Below are 17,785 nucleotides of genomic sequence, written 5' to 3'. Positions count from 1 at the left end.
ATGATCCGTGCCCGCCAACTCGCCTTCGTCCTCGCCAGCGCCGCGTTGCCGCTCGCGGCGTGCTCGCCGGCCGACAAAGGGACCATCCAGAGCGCCAGCGCGGGCGCGCCCGCAGCGCAGGCTCCGGCGAAAGCGAAGAACGTGATCCTGTTTATCGGCGACGGCATGGGCATTTCGACCATCACGGCGGCGCGCATCTACGAAGCGCAGAAACGCGGAGAGACAGGTGAAGAAAACCTGCTCAGCTTCGAGAAATTCCCCAATGTGGCGCTGGTCAAGACCTACAACACCAACGCGCAGGTTCCCGACAGCGCGGGCACCGCAACCGCGATGCATTCGGGGCAAAAGACCAATATCGGACTGCTTGGCGTGGGGCCGGATACCGTGCGCGCCGATTGCCTTTCCGGCCTTGCCAATCCGCTGCCGCTGCTGGGCGAGGAGGTGAAGGAAAAGGGGCTCGCACTGGGCATCGTTTCGACGGCCCGGATAACCCACGCAACCCCTGCGAGCGTCTATGCCCGCAGCGCCGACCGGAACTGGGAGGGCTATATCGATCCCGCTGCAGAGCAGGACGGCCTCGGCTGCAAGGATATCGCCACGCAGCTGATCGAGGCGGAATGGGACGTTGCGCTGGGCGGCGGAACCGCAGCCTTCTATGGTCAGGCTGCCGGCGGCCGCAGGATCGAGGAGAATGCGGATCTTCCCGCAACCTGGCGTGCACGCACCGGCGGGACCTACGTAACCGATGCCGCCGGGCTTTCGGCCGCGCCGATGGACAAGCCGGTGCTCGGGATTTTCTCGTCGAGCCACATGACCTACATGGCCGATCGGGCGAAGGGCGAAGGCAGCAGCGAACCGACGCTGACTGCGATGACCGAGCAGGCGATTGCGCGACTGAGGTCCGATCCTGACGGCTACTATCTCATGGTCGAAGGCGGCCGGATCGATCACGGGCACCATGCCGGTCAGGCCGGATATGCGCTCGAGGAAACGATCGAGTTCGCGCGCGCGGTCCAATACGCGATCGAGAACACCGATCCGGAGGAGACGCTGATCCTCGTTACTGCCGATCACAGCCATGTGTTCACGATTTCTGGCTACCCGCGCCGCGGGAACGACATCCTGGGGCTGGTGGTGCCGCCGGAAGGAGGCGGTGAGGAAGTAGGCGATGTAAGCACCGCGCTCGACGAAAAACCCTACACTACGCTCGGCTATACCAACGGCCCCGGCGCGATCGCCAACATGGCGGAACGACCCCTGCCTGAAACCGGCGTCGATGCGCGCCAGCAGTCCGCAATCCCGCTCTACAGCGAGACCCATGCTGGCGAAGACGTTGCGCTTTATGCGACCGGCCCCGGCTCGGACGCTGCTAGGGGCGTGATCGAACAGAACGTGATTTACGATATCATCCGCTCTGCTTTTGGCTGGAACTGAAGTTCCAGTGCCCTCATACGCCGGGCGCGGGCCATCCGGCCCGCTTGGCTTCGCCGCAAGAGCGGCGACGGCCAGTCGGCCTTGCGACGCCGATGGCGTCGATCCAGCACAACCATGCTTTGGTTTCGCGGTGTTCGGCTGCGCAGCAGCCGCAAGGGCGACCGCCCGCCCGCAGCGCCGAAGGCGTGAGGATATCGCAGCCCGGATGGGCTGCGCAATCAAGGCGCCAACAAAAAACCCCTGTCCCGGGGGCGGTGGGACAGGGGTTCCATGTTAGCGTTCGTCACGCTTGTTCAAGGCGGCTTTCGCCGGGGACAGGGCAACAGGGGGGAAACCCGTCCTCGACCGCCTTGTTGTCCCTAAATACCGCGATCCGGCTTTCACGTATATGAATAACGACCTAGATTTGTCGCATTCTTACAACTTATCGGGGTCGAGCCGTTCACCGTGGTCGACGAGATGATCGGCGAGGATCGTCGAACTTGAAGGTGCTGTCGGAGACCGCAATCCCGTAGCGGTGATTCGTCAGCCGTACCGTCGTGCGATGGTTCTGTGCGTCGAGCGCGACCCAGTGGGTCAGCTGCAATCCGCCCGGTGCACGCGAATTGCGCACGAAGATCAGGTTCATCACGCCGAATTCGGGGCGTTTGGGATCGCGCACCTCGATGCTCAGGACATCGGGGCTGCCGGTCGGAATCAGCTTGCCGTATTTCTTCACGTCGCGGTTCGGATCGAGCAGCGCGCCGAGCGGCGAATTCCTGATCGGCCAGCGTTCGACCTGCCGGACCTCGTAATCGATCATGTAGAGCGAGCTGCCGTTCGAGACGACCAGCAGGTCGGCATCCTTGCCGTAATCGAAGCGGATCTTGCCCGGACGCTTGAGAGTCATGGTGCCGCGGGCGACATTGCCCATGCGGTCGGTCTGCGAGAAATCGGCCTTCATGGTCGAGATCGCGCGCAGCGCGGAAACCGCGCGGTCGAGATCGGCGCTGTCGGTCTGCGCCTGAGCGGCGGGAACGACTTGTGACGGGCCTGCGCCGGGCAAAGCGAGCGCAAGCGCACCGACCGTCGCCGCCAGGGCGAGGCGGAAGGGGCGTTTCGAAAGGGTAAGGTTCAGCATCGGCATGCCTCGATCGCTAGGGACGCGGCATTGAACTGCGGCTGAACTGGACAGAGTTCAAGGGGTACGGGCCGCGCATCCACGATGCTGCGCGCCTCGCCTGCAAAGACCTTACTTGATCTTCGCTTCCTTGAATTCGACGTGCTTCTTCGCGACCGGGTCGTATTTGCGGAACGTCATCTTCTCGGTGATGTTGCGCGGGTTCTTTTTGGTCACGTAGTAAAAGCCCGTGCCCTCGGTCGAGACGAGCTTGATCTTGACGGTTGCGGGCTTCGCCATGGCGGTTTCCTAAATCTGTCTGGTGGGCTCTCGGTGAGCCAAAAATTTAAGGCGGCGCGCAGCACGCACCGCCGTTCCGGCGCGCCCAATTGCCGATTCACGGGGAAAAGTCAAGGCGGGAGAGCGACTTTGGCTCACCAATCGTGGCGACTGACCTTGCCGCGTTTCGCCTTTACCTGGCCGCGTGCCTTCTTGGCCTTGAGGCGCTGGGTCTTGCCGACGCGGTTCACCCGCGTCTTGGCGCGCTTCTTGGGTTGGCGGTGTGCCGCTTCGAGCAGCTCTTCGAGCTTGTCGCGCGCGGCCTGGCGGTTGGCCTCCTGCGTGCGGTGCTGGCGCGCTGTGATCAGCAGGTCGCCGGCATTGGTGATCTTGCTTCCGGCGATATCGCGCAGCCGGGCGAAAACCGGCGGCGGCAGGCGCAGCGCGTAGATGTTGACGCGCAGTTGCACTTCGGTTGCGACCTTGTTGGCGTTTTGCCCGCCCGGGCCCGACCCGGCGAGGAAAGTTTCCTCCGCCAGCGCGTGCGCGCGGTCCAGCAGGCCCTTATCCATCGGTCGCCGTTGGCGCGCGCTCGGGCGGCGCGGGCGGTTCGGGTGCGGCGAGGCCTGCGCGGAGAAAATCTTCGGGGAACGGGGCGAAGGCGCTGATCGGGTCCTTGCCCTCGCGCGTCACGTGGATCGCTTCGGCATGGAGCATGGTGCGTGGTGCGCCCTTGTTCTGCCCGCGCACCGGGCCGTAGACCGGATCGCCGAGCAGCGCCGCGCCGAGCCCCTGCAAGGCATGGACGCGCAGCTGGTGCGTGCGCCCGGTCTCGGGACGGAAGCGGATGAGCGAACGCTTGCGGTCGCCCTCTCCGATGGTCTGGAGCAACTCCCAATGCGAAATCGCCGGCTTGCCCTTCTTCGCCGCGATCATCCGCCAGCCTTTTTCGGCCGAGCTGATTTTCGACAGCGCCAGTTCGATCGTGCCCGATTGCTCGGTCGGTTCGATGTCGACGATCGCAAGATAGGTCTTGCCGACCAGCCGATCCTCGAACGCCTTGTTGAAACGCTTCAGCGCCTTGGGATTGCGCGCCAGCAGCAGGCAGCCGCTGGTGTCGGTGTCAAGCCGGTGGACCGGCACCGGCGGGCGCTGGAAGCCCAATTTCAACTGTTCGATATGGTCGAACAGCGCCGGACCGCCGCGCTTGGGCCGATCGACCGGAAGACCGGCGGGCTTGTCGATGACCAGCGCTTCGCCGTCTTCGAAGAGGATTGGGATGTTCATATCAATTTCGCATAGAATTGGCCGCGCACAGCATTGCCAAGGAAGAAGCCGTCGGCAAGGTCGTCGAGCATGAGTTCGGCTTCGCGCGCCTGTCCCTTTTCGATCAGGAATTCGCGCAAGATGCCGGGGAGGAGGCCGAGCGAGGCCGGCGGCGTAAGGAGAACGCCGTCGCGCTCTACGAAGATGTTGGTGTAGCTGCCCTCGGTTACAAGGCCGTCCTCGCGCACAAGCACGGCTTCGTGCGCACCCATCCCTCTGGCCGCCGCAAGAGCGTCTTCGTAAAAGTTGCGATCGCTGGTCTTGTGGCGCAGCCGCCAGTCGGACGGATCGAGTGGCAGCGGGAGAGCGACGGTCTTCGCCGGCCCCTCGAAGGGCGCGGGCATCGGCCCGGTTTCGAGCGCGGTCGCGCCGCTGCGCGACGCGAGCAGGCGAAGCTTCACGGGTGCATCGAGCTCGAAGCACAGCGCCTGGATCTGGTTGCGCGCCGCGTGGCGATCGAATTCGAAGCCCAGTTCCTGCGCGCTGCGCTTCATGCGGGCAAGATGCAATTCGAGCATTGCGATCCCGATCTCGGGATTGAATTCCATCGTCTCGATGAGGTCGAATTGCGGCGCGGTGTGATCGGGCGAGGAGCGCCGTGCAAAGCCTGCTTTGACTTCGCATTCGCGTCGCTCGGCTTGGCTGTCGCTGTCGGCGACGATCGCCGATCCGACACCCAGCACGGCGCTGCCCTGGTCGTTCTCTACGGGCGTCAGCCGAAGCGTTCGGATCGCGACGTTGAAAGCCGCATTTCCGTCCGCGTCGATCCGCCCGATGGCTCCGCAGTAGGGCCCGCGCGCATCGCGTTCGTGTTCGTCGATCAACTCCATCGCGCGGATCTTGGGCGCGCCGGTGATCGATCCGCACGGAAACAGCGCGCGCACGAGGTCCATCGCGCCTTTGTCGGGCTGGAGCTTGGCGCGCACGCCCGACACCATCTGGTGCACAGTCGGATAGCTCTCGATCGCGAACGGCGCATCGACCCGGACGCTCCCCGGCACCGCGACGCGGCTGAGATCGTTGCGCATCAGGTCTACGATCATCAGGTTTTCGGCCTTGTCCTTGACCGATGTCGCCAGTTCTTCGGCCAGTGCGATATCGCTCGCTTCATCCGAGCCGCGTGGGCGCGTGCCCTTCATCGGCTTGGCCTTGGCGCTATCGCCTTCGAGCGCAACGAACAGTTCGGGCGAGAAGCTCAGCAGCCAATGCGATCCGTCGAACAGCAGCCCGCCATAACCGGCCTGCGCCGCCGGGCGCAGCTGCCGGTAGAGCGCGACCGGATCGCCGCGATAGGAACCGGCGAGCGGATAGGTGAGGTTCGCCTGATAAATGTCGCCCGCATGGATCGCTTCGCGCATCGCGGCGAAGGCGGCTTCGTATCCCCCGGGCGAGAGCTGCGGGTCGAGCGGACCGAGGCTGGCGGTTCGCTCTCCGCGGGCTTCGAGCCAGCCGGGCACTTCGTCCGCCGCCATGCGCACCGGTGCATCGAACAGGCCGAGCCAGACCAACGGGCCGGCCGCGCCGCCGCGCGCTTCGGCCAGTCCTTCCAGTTTCGGTTCGAGCGCGAGACCCGCTTCGTAAGCGATGTAGCCCGCCAGCACGCCGCGGCCCTCGGCCTGCGCTGCGCTTGCCCGCGCCAGCGCGTCTTCGACTTCACCGGGGCGATAGGCGGCGAAGATTTCGCCCGGCGCTTCATACAACAGCGCATCGGCCGCGCCTTCCGCGCGGGCATCGTCCAGCAATACGAATGGCGCTGCCTGACCCATCTTCTCCGCCATAATCGTTGCTTGCGAGAATGTAACCCATCGGATCGCAAGTCGGCGAGATTGGGTTTGGAGCGGATGCTTGACCGCCCGGCAATCGCTCTGCACAGCTTGGCAAGACAACTGCAAAGCAAAAGGGCCTGACTGCACATGAGCGACATCTTCCTGGGACTGGGTGGCAATGGTGAAAACCAGAACCTCGCACTGGGTCTGGCGAACCGGCATGGCCTGATCGCGGGGGCGACCGGGACCGGCAAGACAGTGACGCTTCAGGGCCTCGCCGAAAGCTTTTCCGCCAATGGCGTTCCGGTGTTCGTCGCCGATGTGAAGGGCGACCTTTCGGGGATATCGATGCCCGGATCGCCGACTTTCAAGCACGCCGACAAGCTCGAAGGACGCGCCAAGGAGCTGGGCATGGACGACTATGCCTATTCGGACAATCCGGCGATTTTCTGGGATCTCTACGGCGAGCAGGGCCACCCGATCCGCACCACGATCTCCGAAATGGGGCCGCTGCTTCTTTCGCGACTGCTCGATCTGAACGATACGCAGGAAGGCGTCCTTCAGATCGTCTTTCGGTATGCCGACGAGAACGGGCTGCTGCTGCTCGATTTCGGCGACCTGCAGTCGTTGCTGCAGTGGGCGAACGAGAATGCGAGCGAGCTTTCGGGCAAGTACGGCAACGTCTCTAGGCAGTCGGTCGGCGCGATCCAGCGGCAGCTGCTGTCGTTCGAGGCGCAGGGGGCGGACAATTTCTTCGGCGAACCCGCGCTCGAGATTAGCGACTTTCTCAAGGCCGACGAGCAGGGGCGCGGCCATATCAACGTGCTCGCAGCCGACAAGCTCATGCGCAGCCCGAAGCTCTACGCGACGTTCCTGTTGTGGCTGCTGGCCGAATTGTTCGAGACACTGCCCGAGGTCGGCGACCCGGAAAAACCGACGCTGGTGTTCTTCTTCGACGAGGCGCACCTGCTGTTCGATGACGCGCCCAAGGCGCTTCAGGAGAAGATTGAACAGGTCGTCCGCCTGATCCGGTCGAAAGGCGTGGGGGTCTATTTCTGCACCCAGAACCCGATCGACATTCCCGAGGAAGTCGCGGGCCAGCTCGGGAACCGTGTCCAGCATGCGCTGCGCGCCTTCACCCCGCGCGACCAGCGCGCGATCAAGGCCGCAGCAGAAACCTTCCGTATCAATCCCGATCTCGATGTCGAGGAAGCGATCACGCAGCTCAAAGTGGGTGAGGCGCTGGTGTCGACACTCGACGAGGATGGCGCGCCGACGATCGTCCAGCGCACGCTGATCAAGCCGCCGCGCTCGCGGCTCGGTCCGGTGACTGCGAAGGAGCGCGCGATCATTCAGTCGGTCAGCCCCTTCGAAGGCAAATACGATATGGCGGTCGACCGCGAAAGCGCCGAGGAAGTGCTCGCACAGAAGGCAGCCGATGCCGCCGAGACCGCGAAAGAGGTCGAGGAGAAGGGCCGAGAGGAAGTCGGCAAGCGCGAGCGCAAGTCGACGACTTTGTGGGGCATCGATATCGGCAAGGCCGGGAAGGCAGCAGCCAAGGCGGCCGCCGGTTCGCTCACAACGATCGCGGTCGCGACGGTGCTGGGCAAGAAATCGAGCGCCGACCCGGTCCGCACCGGTGCGAATGCGTTCGTGCGCAATATTATCGGCGGGTTGATGCGATAGCTGTCGGGCTCAGACGGGAATCCTCAGCTCAGCCCGCAACCCGCCTTCGGCCCGGTTCTCCAGTTTCAATGTTCCGCCATGCTGCTCGGCGATTGCCCGCGCTAGCGTCAGGCCAAGCCCCGCCCCGCCGGTCGCGCGGTTGCGCGATCCTTCGCCGCGGGTAAAGGGTTCGAGCATATCGGCGATCCGGTCCGCCGGAATACCGGGGCCCTTGTCCTCGACTCGCAGCACCGCCGTGCCGTCCTCGCTCGCCAGCGAGACCGAGGCACTCCCGCCATAGCGCACGGCATTGCTCACGAGGTTGCGCAGAGCGCGCTTGATCCAGGTGACGTGTACTTTGGCCACGATCCGGGGAGGATCGGCGATGCCGACCGGCTGCTCGAGATCCTCGAATTCCCCGACCACCCCGAGCGCAAGCGCCCCAAGATCCACGGCTTCCCCGCCCGTGTGCAGGCGGCCAACCCGGGACAGGGTCAGGATATCGTCTAGCGTGGCGGTGATATCCTCGATACTTTCGGCCATGCGCTGGCGCTGCATTTCGTCGGGCACGCTTTCGATCCGTACGCGCAGCGCGGCCAGCGGAGTCTTGAGATCGTGCCCGATCGCGCCGAGCATCACGTCCTTCTCGTCGAGCAGAGCGGCGATCCGTGCTTCCATCGCGTTGTGCGCTGCGATCAGGCGGCGCGTGTCGGCCGGGCCGCTTTCCTCGAGCATTACCGCCTGTCCGGGACGGCGGGAGAAGTCTGCCAGCCGTTCGGTCATCTGCGCGAGAGGCCGGGTGATGCGGCGCAGAACGAGGTAGAGGAGCAGCACAAGCACTGCGAAGATCAGCAGCGTTTGCAGCAGGATCGTGGCGATGCCTCCGGCGGGGCGTTCGGGCTCCGGCAGGCGCGCGGTCACCCACCCCGTGCCGTCGCTGCGTTGCACCGAAGCGAGCAGGATCGCGCGCTGCTCCCATCCCGGGGTGCGCATGCGCGGTCGCTGCGAGATCACGTCGCGAACATAGGGATCGTCCCCCGCCAGACGGCGCGTGACGGCGACCTCGCCGATCACTAGATCCTGCGCTTCGAGAACGTCGCGAAGGGCATCCTGATACTTCGTCAGCCGCGCCTCATCCGGGGAGACCGACGAAGTCTCGCTGCGCTCGACGCCGAGACGCAAGCGCCGCCCGAATGCCGGACCCGACCCGGCGCGCGGCGCGCCCTCCCGCCGGAAACGCTCGCGCATCAGCGCTTCGAACCGCGCGCGCCGTTCGGAGCCGCGACGCTCCCGCGCATCATCGGCGATCAGGCGAAAGGCGAGCGAGCTGACGACCGCGGTTTGGCGGCGTTCTTCGGCAGCGCGATAGAGCAGCACGGCGGAGATCACCTGCGCGACCAGCAGGCCGATCGCGAGGACCAGCATGACCTGTCCGAGCAGGCTCGAAGGGAGCAGCCGCTTCATTCCGGCGCTGATGGCGCGATGCGGGCGACCTTGGCGGCAAACCGGTACCCGCCGCCGCGCACGGTCTGGATGAATTGCGGATTGCGGGTATCGGTCTCGACCTTGCGGCGCAGGCGGCTCACCTGGTTGTCGACCGCGCGGTCGAACAGATGCGCGGTCCGACCCTGCACCATGTCGAGCAGCCTGTCGCGATCGAGCACGGACCCGGGGTGGTCGAGGAAAGCGCGCAGCAGGCGAAATTCGGCGGTCGAAAGCGGTATGGTGACGTCTTCCGGATCGGTCAGCTTGCGTTTCAGTGGGTCGAGCCTCCAGCCCTCGAACGCATAGAGCCTGTCCTCGGAGGCGGTTGCGGGAGTAGCGCCGCGCCCCACCCGGCGAAGGACGGTGCGGATGCGCGCGACCAGCTCGCGCGGCTCGAAGGGTTTCACGATGTAGTCGTCCGCGCCGAGCTCGAGCCCGACGATCCGATCGGTCGGCTCTCCGCGGGCGGTCAGGAAGATGACAGGGAGCTTGCGGGTCTCGACCAGGTGGCGGCAGAACGAAAGCCCGTCCTCGCCCGGCATCATGATATCCAGCAGGACGATGTCGGGGATCGCCTCGGTGAGAACGCTCCGCGCGGCAGCAGCGCTTGCCGCCTCGGTTACGCCGAATCCCTGTCCGGACAGATATTCCGCCAGCGGCTCGCGCAGCGTCGGCTCGTCATCGACCAGCAGGATCGAAACCGGTGTATCGTCGCTCATTGCTCGCCTCGGGTCATCAGCGTGTCATGATGAGAACCGGCCCGGCGTGCAACCGGTGAGTGGATGCAGCGCCGCGCCGGATCGGGTCGCCGGGATGCGCCGGATCAGGATTCCGGCTGCCCGCGGCGCTCGCGCCACTTGCCGCGGCGTTCCTGCATGCGCTCTTTCATGGTCGCCATGGCCGCTTTGCGTTCCTCGGCGGTGATCGTGCCCGAACCGTCGCTATCGACCTTGGCAAAGCGCGCTTCGATCGCAGCGTCGAATTCAGCGCGGGTCACCGTCTTGTCGCCATCGGCATCGGCCTGGCGGAGCATGCGCATCGCGTGATGACGCGGTCCGCCGCGACCCCCGCGGCGCATTTCGCCGCGCTTTCCGCGATGTCCTGCCCGGGCCTCGCCGCGCGCCTGTTTGGCGGCGTCGAGCTCGGCTTCGCTGAGCCCTCCGCTGTTATCGGCGTCGAGCCGTTCGAACCGGCGGGCCTGTCGCTCAGCGCGGCGCTCGGCACGCTCGGCCCTGCGCGCTTCGTGCGCGACATTCATTTCCTCGGCGGTCAGTTCGCCATTTCCATCGGTGTCGGCGGCGGCAAAGCGTGCGGCGCGGCGAGCCTCGCGGTCTTCGCGGTTGATCGCACCGTCTCCGTTGACGTCCATCCTTGCGAAACGCTCGGCGCCCTGCGCCTTGGCTTCGGCGAGGGTGATGATGCCGTCGCCGTCGGTGTCGGCGGCCATCGGACCGCGGCTTTCGATGCCTTTGCCGCGATGATGATCGGCGAGGGCGACGCCGGTTCCGCCCAGGGCGAGGGTGGCGCCGGTGAGAGTAAGGATGGTCTTGCGCATTGCTGTGTCTCCGGAATGGAATTCATCGGGAGAGCTGCGACGAAGCGCCGGTGCAATGGCCGGGCTGCGCCAAGGGGGAAGCGGAGCCTTTCGCCAGGTTCAGGGAGGAATACTGCTACCGGCATCCCCGCCGCAACTCGTGAGACCCGTTCTAGAGCCTTTGTGTCGCAGTATTATCCCTGAAACCTGCGAAAATGTCGCAGAATGTATCAGGCGGGCACGGCCATTCACCCGCGCGCAATTTCGGCCAGCATTTCATTCATTTGCACGAAAGAAACGGCATCAGGTGTTGCTAGCGGGGGCGGTGCTCGGTGCCCTCGCCTGCAGTGATGAAAATCGCGGTCGCGGTCTCCTCGACATCGGCGGTGTGCCACACGCCGGGCGGGTTGATCGCGTACTCGCCCTCCGAGAGAGCCACCTGTTCGCGCGAACCATCGGGGAATTCCTGCGTCAGCACCATCGTTCCGTGAGTGCATATCACGACCTCGGCACCCTTAAGATGAATCTCCCACGAATCCCAATCCTCAGTGAAGGTGTATTGCGAGACGAGGCGGCCTTCCGGCCCATCGTCACCGTGCCGCGCGCCATAGCCTTCGTACCATTGCATCCCATCGAAGGGCGGCTGGGGCACTGCGGTCGCACCTAGCCCCAGATGCAGGAAGTTCTCGCCGAGCTTGCGCGCGCTCATGGGGAGGGCGCGGTCATGCAGAAGACGTTGAGCTTGTTGCCGTCCGGATCGCGGAAATAGCCGGCATAGAAGCCGTCGTCGCCGCGCGGGCCGGGCTCGCCCTCGTCGCTGCCGCCATTGGCAAGCGCCGTGTCGTAGACCGCCTGAACCTTTTCGGGAGTGTCGACCTGCAGCGCCACCATCGTGCCGTTGCCGACCGTCGCCTCCTTACCATCGAACGGCTTGGTCGCGGCGATGCCGGGAGCGCCGCCCATATCGCCCCAGGCGATGAATGTATCGAAGTCCATCATCCGCCCCACGCCGAAATGCTCGGCGATTGCGTCGTAGAAAGCCGCCGCGCGGGGCAGGTCGTTGGTGCCGAGGGTCACATAGCCGATCATCGCAATTCTCCCGTGGCGGGCCGCCCGATTGCGACTCGCCAATGCCGGAACATTACAGGAACACGCGATCTCCTACAAGCGCGATCAGAGTCGTTGCGTGTGGCGCTCCAGCCAGGCGAGGTCATCGCCTTCGAGCTGCGGTGCGACGATCTCACGGACCTTGGCATGGTAGGCATCGACCCATGCGATCTCTTCCGCCGCCAGCAGGCTCTTTTCGATCAGCGTGCGGTCGAGTGGCACGAAGGTGAGGCAGTCGAAACCGAGGAAGCGCCCTTCTGCGCCCTCGATATCCTTCGCGACGGTCAACACGAGGTTCTCGATCCGGATGCCGAATTCGCCCGCTTTGTAATAGCCGGGCTCGTTCGAGAGGATCATGCCTTCGAACAGCTCTTGCGAAGTACCGGCCTGCCCGCCGCTCGGCTTGGCGATCCGCTGCGGGCCTTCGTGCACACCGAGGAAGCTGCCGACGCCGTGGCCGGTGCCGTGGGCGTAATCGACGCCCGCTTCCCACAGATATTGCCGTGCGAGGCAATCGATCTGACCGCCATTGGTGCCTTGCGGGAAGGTTGCCTGGTCGATCTGGATGTGGCCCTTGAGAACCCGGGTGAAACGGTCCTTCATCTCTGCAGTGGGCTTGGCCGAACCATCGGCGGAGTTGATCCAGACGGTGCGGGTGATGTCGGTCGTTCCTGCCGGATACTGCCCGCCGCTATCGACGAGGTAGATCGATCCGGGCGGGATCGGGATATTGGTGTCTTCGTCGACCTTGTAGTGCGGCAAGGCGGCATGGCCTGCGGCGGCGCTTATCGTGTCGAACGACGTGTCGCGCAGGTCGCCATGCGCGCGGCGGAAATCCTCGAGCTTGGCGGCTGCAGTGAGCTCGTCGATCTCGCCCGAGGGCGCGGTAACTTCGATCCAACGCAGGAAGCGGCTCACGGCGGCCCCGTCACGCGCCTGCGCGTCGCGGTGCCCTTGCACCTCGGCGGGGTTCTTGATCGCCTTGGCAAGGATCGTCGGGTCTTCCTTGAACACGAACTTCGCGCCGCCATCGCGGAGACCCTGTGCGATACCGACCACACCGAAAGTCGGATCGACGCTGACGCGCTTGCCCGAATATTCGCCGAGCGCGGCCTGGAATTCGCTGCGGTCGCGCACCGTCACCGCATTGCCGAGATGGCGGGTAAGCTCGGGCGTCACTTTTTCGGGGGCGATGAACAGTTCGGCGCTGCCGTCCTGCTTGGCGATGACATAGGAAAGCGCGACGGGCGTATGCGAGACATCGCCGCCACGAATGTTGAGCAGCCACGCGACCGAATCGAGCGCCGGGATCACGACTGCGTCGAGATCGTGTTCGGCGAGCCAGTCGGCGACTTCGGCGCGCTTTTCGGCCGAGGGGCGGCCCGATAGCGTGTCTTCATGGACGATCGCCTGCGCGCCCGAGGGAACGGGCTGATCGGCCCAGACCGCGTCGATCGGGTTGCTTGTCGCGGGCACCATTTCGATGCCCTTGGGTTCGACGACTTTCTCCAGCGCTTCGACCCAGGCCCAGGTGTGCAGCCATGGATCGTAAGCGATTTTCGCACCGTCTCCGGCTTTCGCGGCAAGCCATTCGCCGAGGCTGTCATTGGGGATGTTGCGATATTCGAACAGGTTCTCGTCCACCTGGTCCTTCACCTGCACGGTGTAGCGCCCGTCGACGAAAATCGCGGCTTGATCGCGAGTCACGGCGGCAAAGCCTGCCGACCCGCCGAATCCGGTCAGCCAGTTCAGGCGCTGCGCATAGTCGCCGACATATTCGCTCATGTGCTCGTCGGAAATCGGGACGATAAACCCGTCGAGATCGCGGCGCTTGAGTTCTTCGCGAAGGGCCTTCAGACGGGCCTCATGGGTTTGCATCAGCATTCGGTCGATTCCCTGTGTTCGCGCGGTCACTTGCCGCGCAGTTCCGTTCGTCTATGAGGCAACAACATAGTGAGGTTGCGGCGCGCTTTCCAGCGAAGTGGTAACCTGCGCAAAGGAGCATCTCCCCGATGAAATCGATCCTGACCGCGTCAGCGACCATCGCCGCCCTGATCGTCGCAACTCCGGCAATTGCAAACGAGGACTCAACCGAAGTGACCAGCGAGGCATCCACCTCTACGCCCACAAGCCCGCCACGCGCCGAGAAGCGCGAGCACAGCTACACCTATCACGGGATCACGATTTCCGATCCGTATGACTGGCTCTACGACAAGTCCTATCCGACCGTCGACGACGAGGACGTGCTCGATTATCTCAAGGCCGAGAACGCCTGGTTCGAGGCCAACATGGCTTCGCAAAAGGAGCTGACCGAGGCGCTGTTCACCGAGATGCGCGCGCGGATCAAGGAAGACGATTCGACCGTGCCGCAGCGCCGGGGCGAGTATCTCTACTGGTCCGAATTCGAAGAAGGCGCGCAGTATCGCAAGCACTACCGCAAGCCTGTCGCCGGGGGTGATCCGCAACTGATCCTCGACGAAACCGCGCTGGCCGAGGGACTCGAATATTTCCGCCTCGGCGCGCTCTCGGTGAGCAAGAACGGGCGTTATCTCGCCTATTCGACCGACACCAACGGCTCCGAGCGCTTCACCGCGCGGATCAAGGACCTGCAAACCGGCGAACTGTTGCCCGATGAAATTCCCGAGACACTCTCGGGCCTCACCTGGCTCAAGGGCGACACGGTGCTGGCCTATGGCAAGGTCGACGACAATTGGCGGGTCAACAACGTCCGCCTGCACACGATCGGCACGCCGGTCGAAGACGATGTCGAGATCTTTACCGAGGACGATATCTCGTTCCGCGTCGGCGCGGGGCTTTCGGCGCAGGAAGACTACCTGATCATCTCGACCGGCGACAACGAGACGAGCGAGATCCGCTTCGTTCCGGCGGACAACCCCACCGCCGAGCAGGTTCTGGTCAAGCCGCGCACAAAGGGCGTCGAATACAGCGTCGACATCCGTGAAGGCGAGTTGTGGGTCTGGACCAATGACGAACACATCAACTTCCGTCTCGCCAGGGCCTCGCTCGACAATCCCGGCGCATGGGAGACGGTGATCGCGGGATCGGACGAGTTCTACCTCACCGATTTCGAGCTGTTCAAAGGCTTCTTTGTGACCGAAGGGCGCCTGAATGGTCTCGACCAGGTGCAGTTGCGCACCTACGACGCGCCGACCGAAGCGCAGCCGATCGCGCTTCCCGAAGCGAGCTACACCGCGGGCCTCTCGAACAATCCCGAATACGACCAGACGAAGCTGCGGCTCGCCTACGAAAGCATGATCACGCCGGATTCGGTTTATGATTACGACGTGGCGAGCGCCTCGCTCGAACTGCTCAAGCAGCAGGAAATCCCGAGCGGCTACGACGCCTCATTGTATGTGACCGAGCGGACGGAGATCCAGGCGCGCGACGGGACGATGGTCCCGGTCAGCATCCTGATGCGCAAGGATCGCGAGCCGGGCGGGCCGCTGCATCTCTATGCCTATGGCGCCTATGGCTATGCCGTTCCACCGGGCTTTTCGACCACGCGGCTCAGCCTTGTCGATCGCGGCTTCGCCTATGCCATCGCGCACATCCGCGGCGGCGACGATCTCGGGCGGCGCTGGTATCTGCAGGGCAAGCTCTACGAACGCACCAACACCTTCAACGATTTCGTCGATGTCGGGCGCGGGCTGATCGAGCGCGGCTACACCGCCGAAGGCAAGGTGACCGCGAGCGGTGGTTCGGCCGGCGGCGAGCTGATGGGCGCGATCGTCAATCAGGACCCCGCGCAATATGGCGCAGTCGTGGCGCACGTGCCCTTCGTCGACGTGCTGAACACGATGCTCAACACCGAGCTGCCGCTGACGCCCGGCGAATGGCAGGAATGGGGCAATCCGATCGAAAGCAAGCAGGCGTTCGCCTACATCCTCTCCTACTCGCCCTACGATCAGGTCTCCGCGCAGGATTATCCGCCGATGCTGGTCACCGCCGGTCTCAACGATCCGCGCGTCACCTATTGGGAACCCGCCAAATGGGTCGCCAAGCTGCGTGAATACAAAACCGACGACAACGTCCTGCTGATGAAGACCAATATGGGCGCAGGCCACGGCGGCAAGTCTGGGCGGTGGAACTCGCTGTACGAAACGGCGGAGGAGTTTGCGTTCATCCTGTGGCAGATGGGGATGGCGGAGAAAGCAGAGGGCGAGTGACCCGTCGCTTCACCAAGACCTTTACCGCTGCGCCCGAGCACATCGACGAGCTTGGCCACGTCAACAATTCGGTCTGGGTGCAGTGGATCCAGAACCTCGCGACCGCGCATTGGGAGGCGGTCGCGGCCGCTGAGCATCGCGAGCAGTTCTTCTGGGTCGTGACCCGCCACGAGATCGACTATCGCGGCAATATTGCCGAGGGCGAAATCGCGACCGGCGAGACTTGGATTCCGGGAGAGCCGCGCGGGGCGCAATCGGTGCGGCATGTCGAATTCACCGATGCCGATGGCAAGACGCTGGTGTCGGCGCAGACCACCTGGGCGATGCTCGACAAGCAATCTCAGAGGCTTGCGCGGGTCCGGCGCGAGGTGATCGCGCCCTTTCTCGAAAGCTAGTGAATCGGGCGCGGGTGGTGTGGATAAATAGCCGTCGGTTTTGTCACATACGTTTCACATGCCGGTCATAGGGGCGTCGCAACTCAGTCACAATCGAGTGTGCAATGACCATCAGAACTTCGTATTTCGCGCTTGCTAGCGCGCTAGCCGTTGCCGCCAGCCCGGTTGCAGCGCAGGATGCCGACACCCTGCGTGAAGAACTCGCGCAGATGCGCGCGGACATGGCCGCCATGGCCCAGCGCATGGACGCGCTAGAGGCAGAACTCGCTGAAGCCGAAGCCGAAGCGACCGCCGCCACCGCGCAGGCAAGCGCAGCAGTGGCTGTTGCCGAAGCCGCCAAGGCCGAGGCTGTCGCGGCCAAGGCGGAAGCGAGCGAGGGCGCGTCGATCGCCTTCAAGGGCATGCCCGAAATCAAGGACAAGGGCGGCTGGAGCTTCAAGCCGCGCGGGCGCCTGCAATTCGATGCCGGGATCGTATCTGCCCCCGACTCGACCGGACGCGAAGACGGGTTCGGCAGCGAAGCGCGTCGCGCGCGCCTGGGCGCGTCGGGCGACATGCCGGGCGGCTTCGGCTACAAGTTCGAGTTCGATTTTGCGGGCGGCGACCTCACCGTTACCGATGCGATCATTTCCTACGAGGCGGGCGATGCCGAGATCATGGTCGGCCAGCTAAACACCTTCCAGGGTCTCGAGGAACTCACCAGCAGCCTCCACACCAGCTTCATCGAGCGGTCGGCCTTCACCGACGCATTCGTGTTCGAGCGCCGCGTCGGTGTCGCGGTCGAATACGGCAGCGGCGACGTGCTGCTTCAGGGCGGCGTGTTCACCGACAACATGGCCAACCTCTCGAACAAGAACTGGAGCGCGGACGGGCGGGCCGTCTTCATGCCCAAGCTCGGCGACACGCAAATCCACCTCGGCGGATCGGTGCACTACAGCGATCTCGAATCAGGTTCTACGGTGCGCTATCGCCAGCGCCCGCTGGTGCATTTCAGCTCCGAACGTTTCGTCAACACCGGCAATCTCGACGCGACGAGCGAATTCGGCATCGGCACCGAGGCGGCATTCATTTCCGGCCCGTTCCACGCTGCTGCCGAAGCGTACTGGCAGAATGTCCGCATACCGGGCGCGATGGACAACCCCACCTTCTTCGGCGGCTCGATCGAGGCCGGGTATTTCCTGACCAAGGGTGACACGCGTGGCTACAAGGGCGGGAAATTCGACCGCACCAAACCGGCCAACCCGGTCGGCGAGGGCGGCATGGGCTCGCTCCAGTTCAACCTGCGCTACGACCGGCTCGACCTGAGCGATGCGGGGATCGTTGGCGGAACGCAGGACGGGTACATGGCCTCGCTGGTGTGGAAGCCGACCGATTACACCATGCTGCTCGCCAATTACGGGCGGCTCGAATATTCCGATGCCGTATTCGCAGCCGCCTCCGGGCTGCGCGACTATGGCGTCGATACCTTCGCGATGCGCGCGCAGATCGATTTTTGATCGGCCACGCGT

The 17,785-nt window shown here is 64.4% G+C and carries 16 protein-coding genes; 5 read left to right on the top strand and 11 right to left on the bottom strand.

The features are described from left to right. Positions 1-1,434: an alkaline phosphatase gene (locus ACI5KX_RS00745; protein ID WP_406808768.1), complete on the top strand. Its 1,434-nt coding sequence runs from the start codon at positions 1-3 to the stop codon at positions 1,432-1,434. Positions 1,435-1,876: 442 nt separating this feature from the next. On the opposite strand, the gene ACI5KX_RS00740 is transcribed toward ACI5KX_RS00745, so the two are convergent. From ACI5KX_RS00740 to pabB, 5 genes are all read right to left on the bottom strand, one after another. Next, the gene (locus ACI5KX_RS00740; protein WP_406808767.1) at positions 1,877-2,554 is read right to left on the bottom strand and encodes a LolA family protein; all 678 of its coding nucleotides are present in this window, start codon (positions 2,552-2,554) and stop codon (positions 1,877-1,879) included. Positions 2,555-2,665: 111 nt separating this feature from the next. Continuing rightward, positions 2,666-2,833, bottom strand: coding sequence for a 50S ribosomal protein L33 (rpmG, locus tag ACI5KX_RS00735; protein ID WP_406808766.1), 168 nt, complete (start codon positions 2,831-2,833; stop codon positions 2,666-2,668). Positions 2,834-2,967: 134 nt separating this feature from the next. After that, the gene (gene arfB, locus ACI5KX_RS00730; protein WP_406808765.1) at positions 2,968-3,384 is read right to left on the bottom strand and encodes an alternative ribosome rescue aminoacyl-tRNA hydrolase ArfB; all 417 of its coding nucleotides are present in this window, start codon (positions 3,382-3,384) and stop codon (positions 2,968-2,970) included. Further along, positions 3,377-4,099, bottom strand: coding sequence for an RluA family pseudouridine synthase (locus ACI5KX_RS00725; RefSeq protein WP_406808764.1), 723 nt, complete (start codon positions 4,097-4,099; stop codon positions 3,377-3,379). Before ACI5KX_RS00725 ends, arfB begins: the two co-directional genes overlap by 8 nt. Next, entirely contained in the window at positions 4,096-5,904 is a 1,809-nt protein-coding gene (gene pabB, locus ACI5KX_RS00720) for an aminodeoxychorismate synthase component I (protein WP_406811289.1), read from the bottom strand. Before pabB ends, ACI5KX_RS00725 begins: the two co-directional genes overlap by 4 nt. A gap of 147 nt (positions 5,905-6,051) precedes the next feature. Here pabB and ACI5KX_RS00715 point away from each other — a divergent pair, with 147 nt between their 5' ends. After that, the gene (locus ACI5KX_RS00715) at positions 6,052-7,590 is read left to right on the top strand and encodes a helicase HerA-like domain-containing protein (RefSeq protein WP_406808763.1); all 1,539 of its coding nucleotides are present in this window, start codon (positions 6,052-6,054) and stop codon (positions 7,588-7,590) included. A 9-nt stretch (positions 7,591-7,599) separates the two neighbouring features. Here ACI5KX_RS00715 and ACI5KX_RS00710 read toward each other — a convergent pair whose 3' ends face one another. The 6 genes from ACI5KX_RS00710 to ACI5KX_RS00685 all read right to left on the bottom strand — a co-directional run bounded on the left by ACI5KX_RS00710 (position 7,600) and on the right by ACI5KX_RS00685 (position 13,579). Further along, a complete protein-coding gene (locus ACI5KX_RS00710) occupies positions 7,600-9,033 on the bottom strand; it encodes a sensor histidine kinase (protein WP_406808762.1) in 1,434 nt (477 codons plus the stop codon). Further along, positions 9,030-9,773: a response regulator gene (locus ACI5KX_RS00705; RefSeq protein WP_406808761.1), complete on the bottom strand. Its 744-nt coding sequence runs from the start codon at positions 9,771-9,773 to the stop codon at positions 9,030-9,032. The genes ACI5KX_RS00710 and ACI5KX_RS00705 overlap by 4 nt, the downstream gene beginning before the upstream one ends. A gap of 104 nt (positions 9,774-9,877) precedes the next feature. Beyond that, a complete protein-coding gene (locus ACI5KX_RS00700) occupies positions 9,878-10,609 on the bottom strand; it encodes a calcium-binding protein (RefSeq protein ID WP_406808760.1) in 732 nt (243 codons plus the stop codon). Positions 10,610-10,901: 292 nt separating this feature from the next. Continuing rightward, positions 10,902-11,297, bottom strand: coding sequence for a cupin (locus ACI5KX_RS00695; RefSeq protein WP_406808759.1), 396 nt, complete (start codon positions 11,295-11,297; stop codon positions 10,902-10,904). Further along, positions 11,294-11,677: a VOC family protein gene (locus ACI5KX_RS00690; RefSeq protein WP_406808758.1), complete on the bottom strand. Its 384-nt coding sequence runs from the start codon at positions 11,675-11,677 to the stop codon at positions 11,294-11,296. The genes ACI5KX_RS00695 and ACI5KX_RS00690 overlap by 4 nt, the downstream gene beginning before the upstream one ends. 84 nt (positions 11,678-11,761) lie before the next feature. Then, a complete protein-coding gene (locus ACI5KX_RS00685; RefSeq protein WP_406808757.1) occupies positions 11,762-13,579 on the bottom strand; it encodes an aminopeptidase P family protein in 1,818 nt (605 codons plus the stop codon). 128 nt (positions 13,580-13,707) lie between these two features. Here ACI5KX_RS00685 and ACI5KX_RS00680 point away from each other — a divergent pair, with 128 nt between their 5' ends. From ACI5KX_RS00680 to ACI5KX_RS00670, 3 genes are all read left to right on the top strand, one after another. Continuing rightward, positions 13,708-15,882 carry a S9 family peptidase gene (locus tag ACI5KX_RS00680; RefSeq protein WP_406808756.1) on the top strand — a complete coding sequence of 725 codons (2,175 nt, stop codon included), beginning with the start codon at positions 13,708-13,710 and terminating at the stop codon, positions 15,880-15,882. Then, positions 15,879-16,277, top strand: a complete 399-nt coding sequence (locus tag ACI5KX_RS00675; protein ID WP_406808755.1) for an acyl-CoA thioesterase — start codon at positions 15,879-15,881, stop codon at positions 16,275-16,277. Before ACI5KX_RS00680 ends, ACI5KX_RS00675 begins: the two co-directional genes overlap by 4 nt. A gap of 104 nt (positions 16,278-16,381) precedes the next feature. Beyond that, positions 16,382-17,773 (top strand): OprO/OprP family phosphate-selective porin, encoded by a 1,392-nt coding sequence (locus ACI5KX_RS00670; RefSeq protein WP_406808754.1) that lies wholly within the window; start codon positions 16,382-16,384, stop codon positions 17,771-17,773. Positions 17,774-17,785: the final 12 nt, after the last annotated feature.

This window comes from Erythrobacter sp. GH1-10 (genome assembly GCF_045363165.1).
Classification (GTDB): domain Bacteria; phylum Pseudomonadota; class Alphaproteobacteria; order Sphingomonadales; family Sphingomonadaceae; genus Erythrobacter.
Note: the sequence above shows the minus strand (reverse complement) of the source record. Positions and strands in the feature narration are given on the sequence as shown.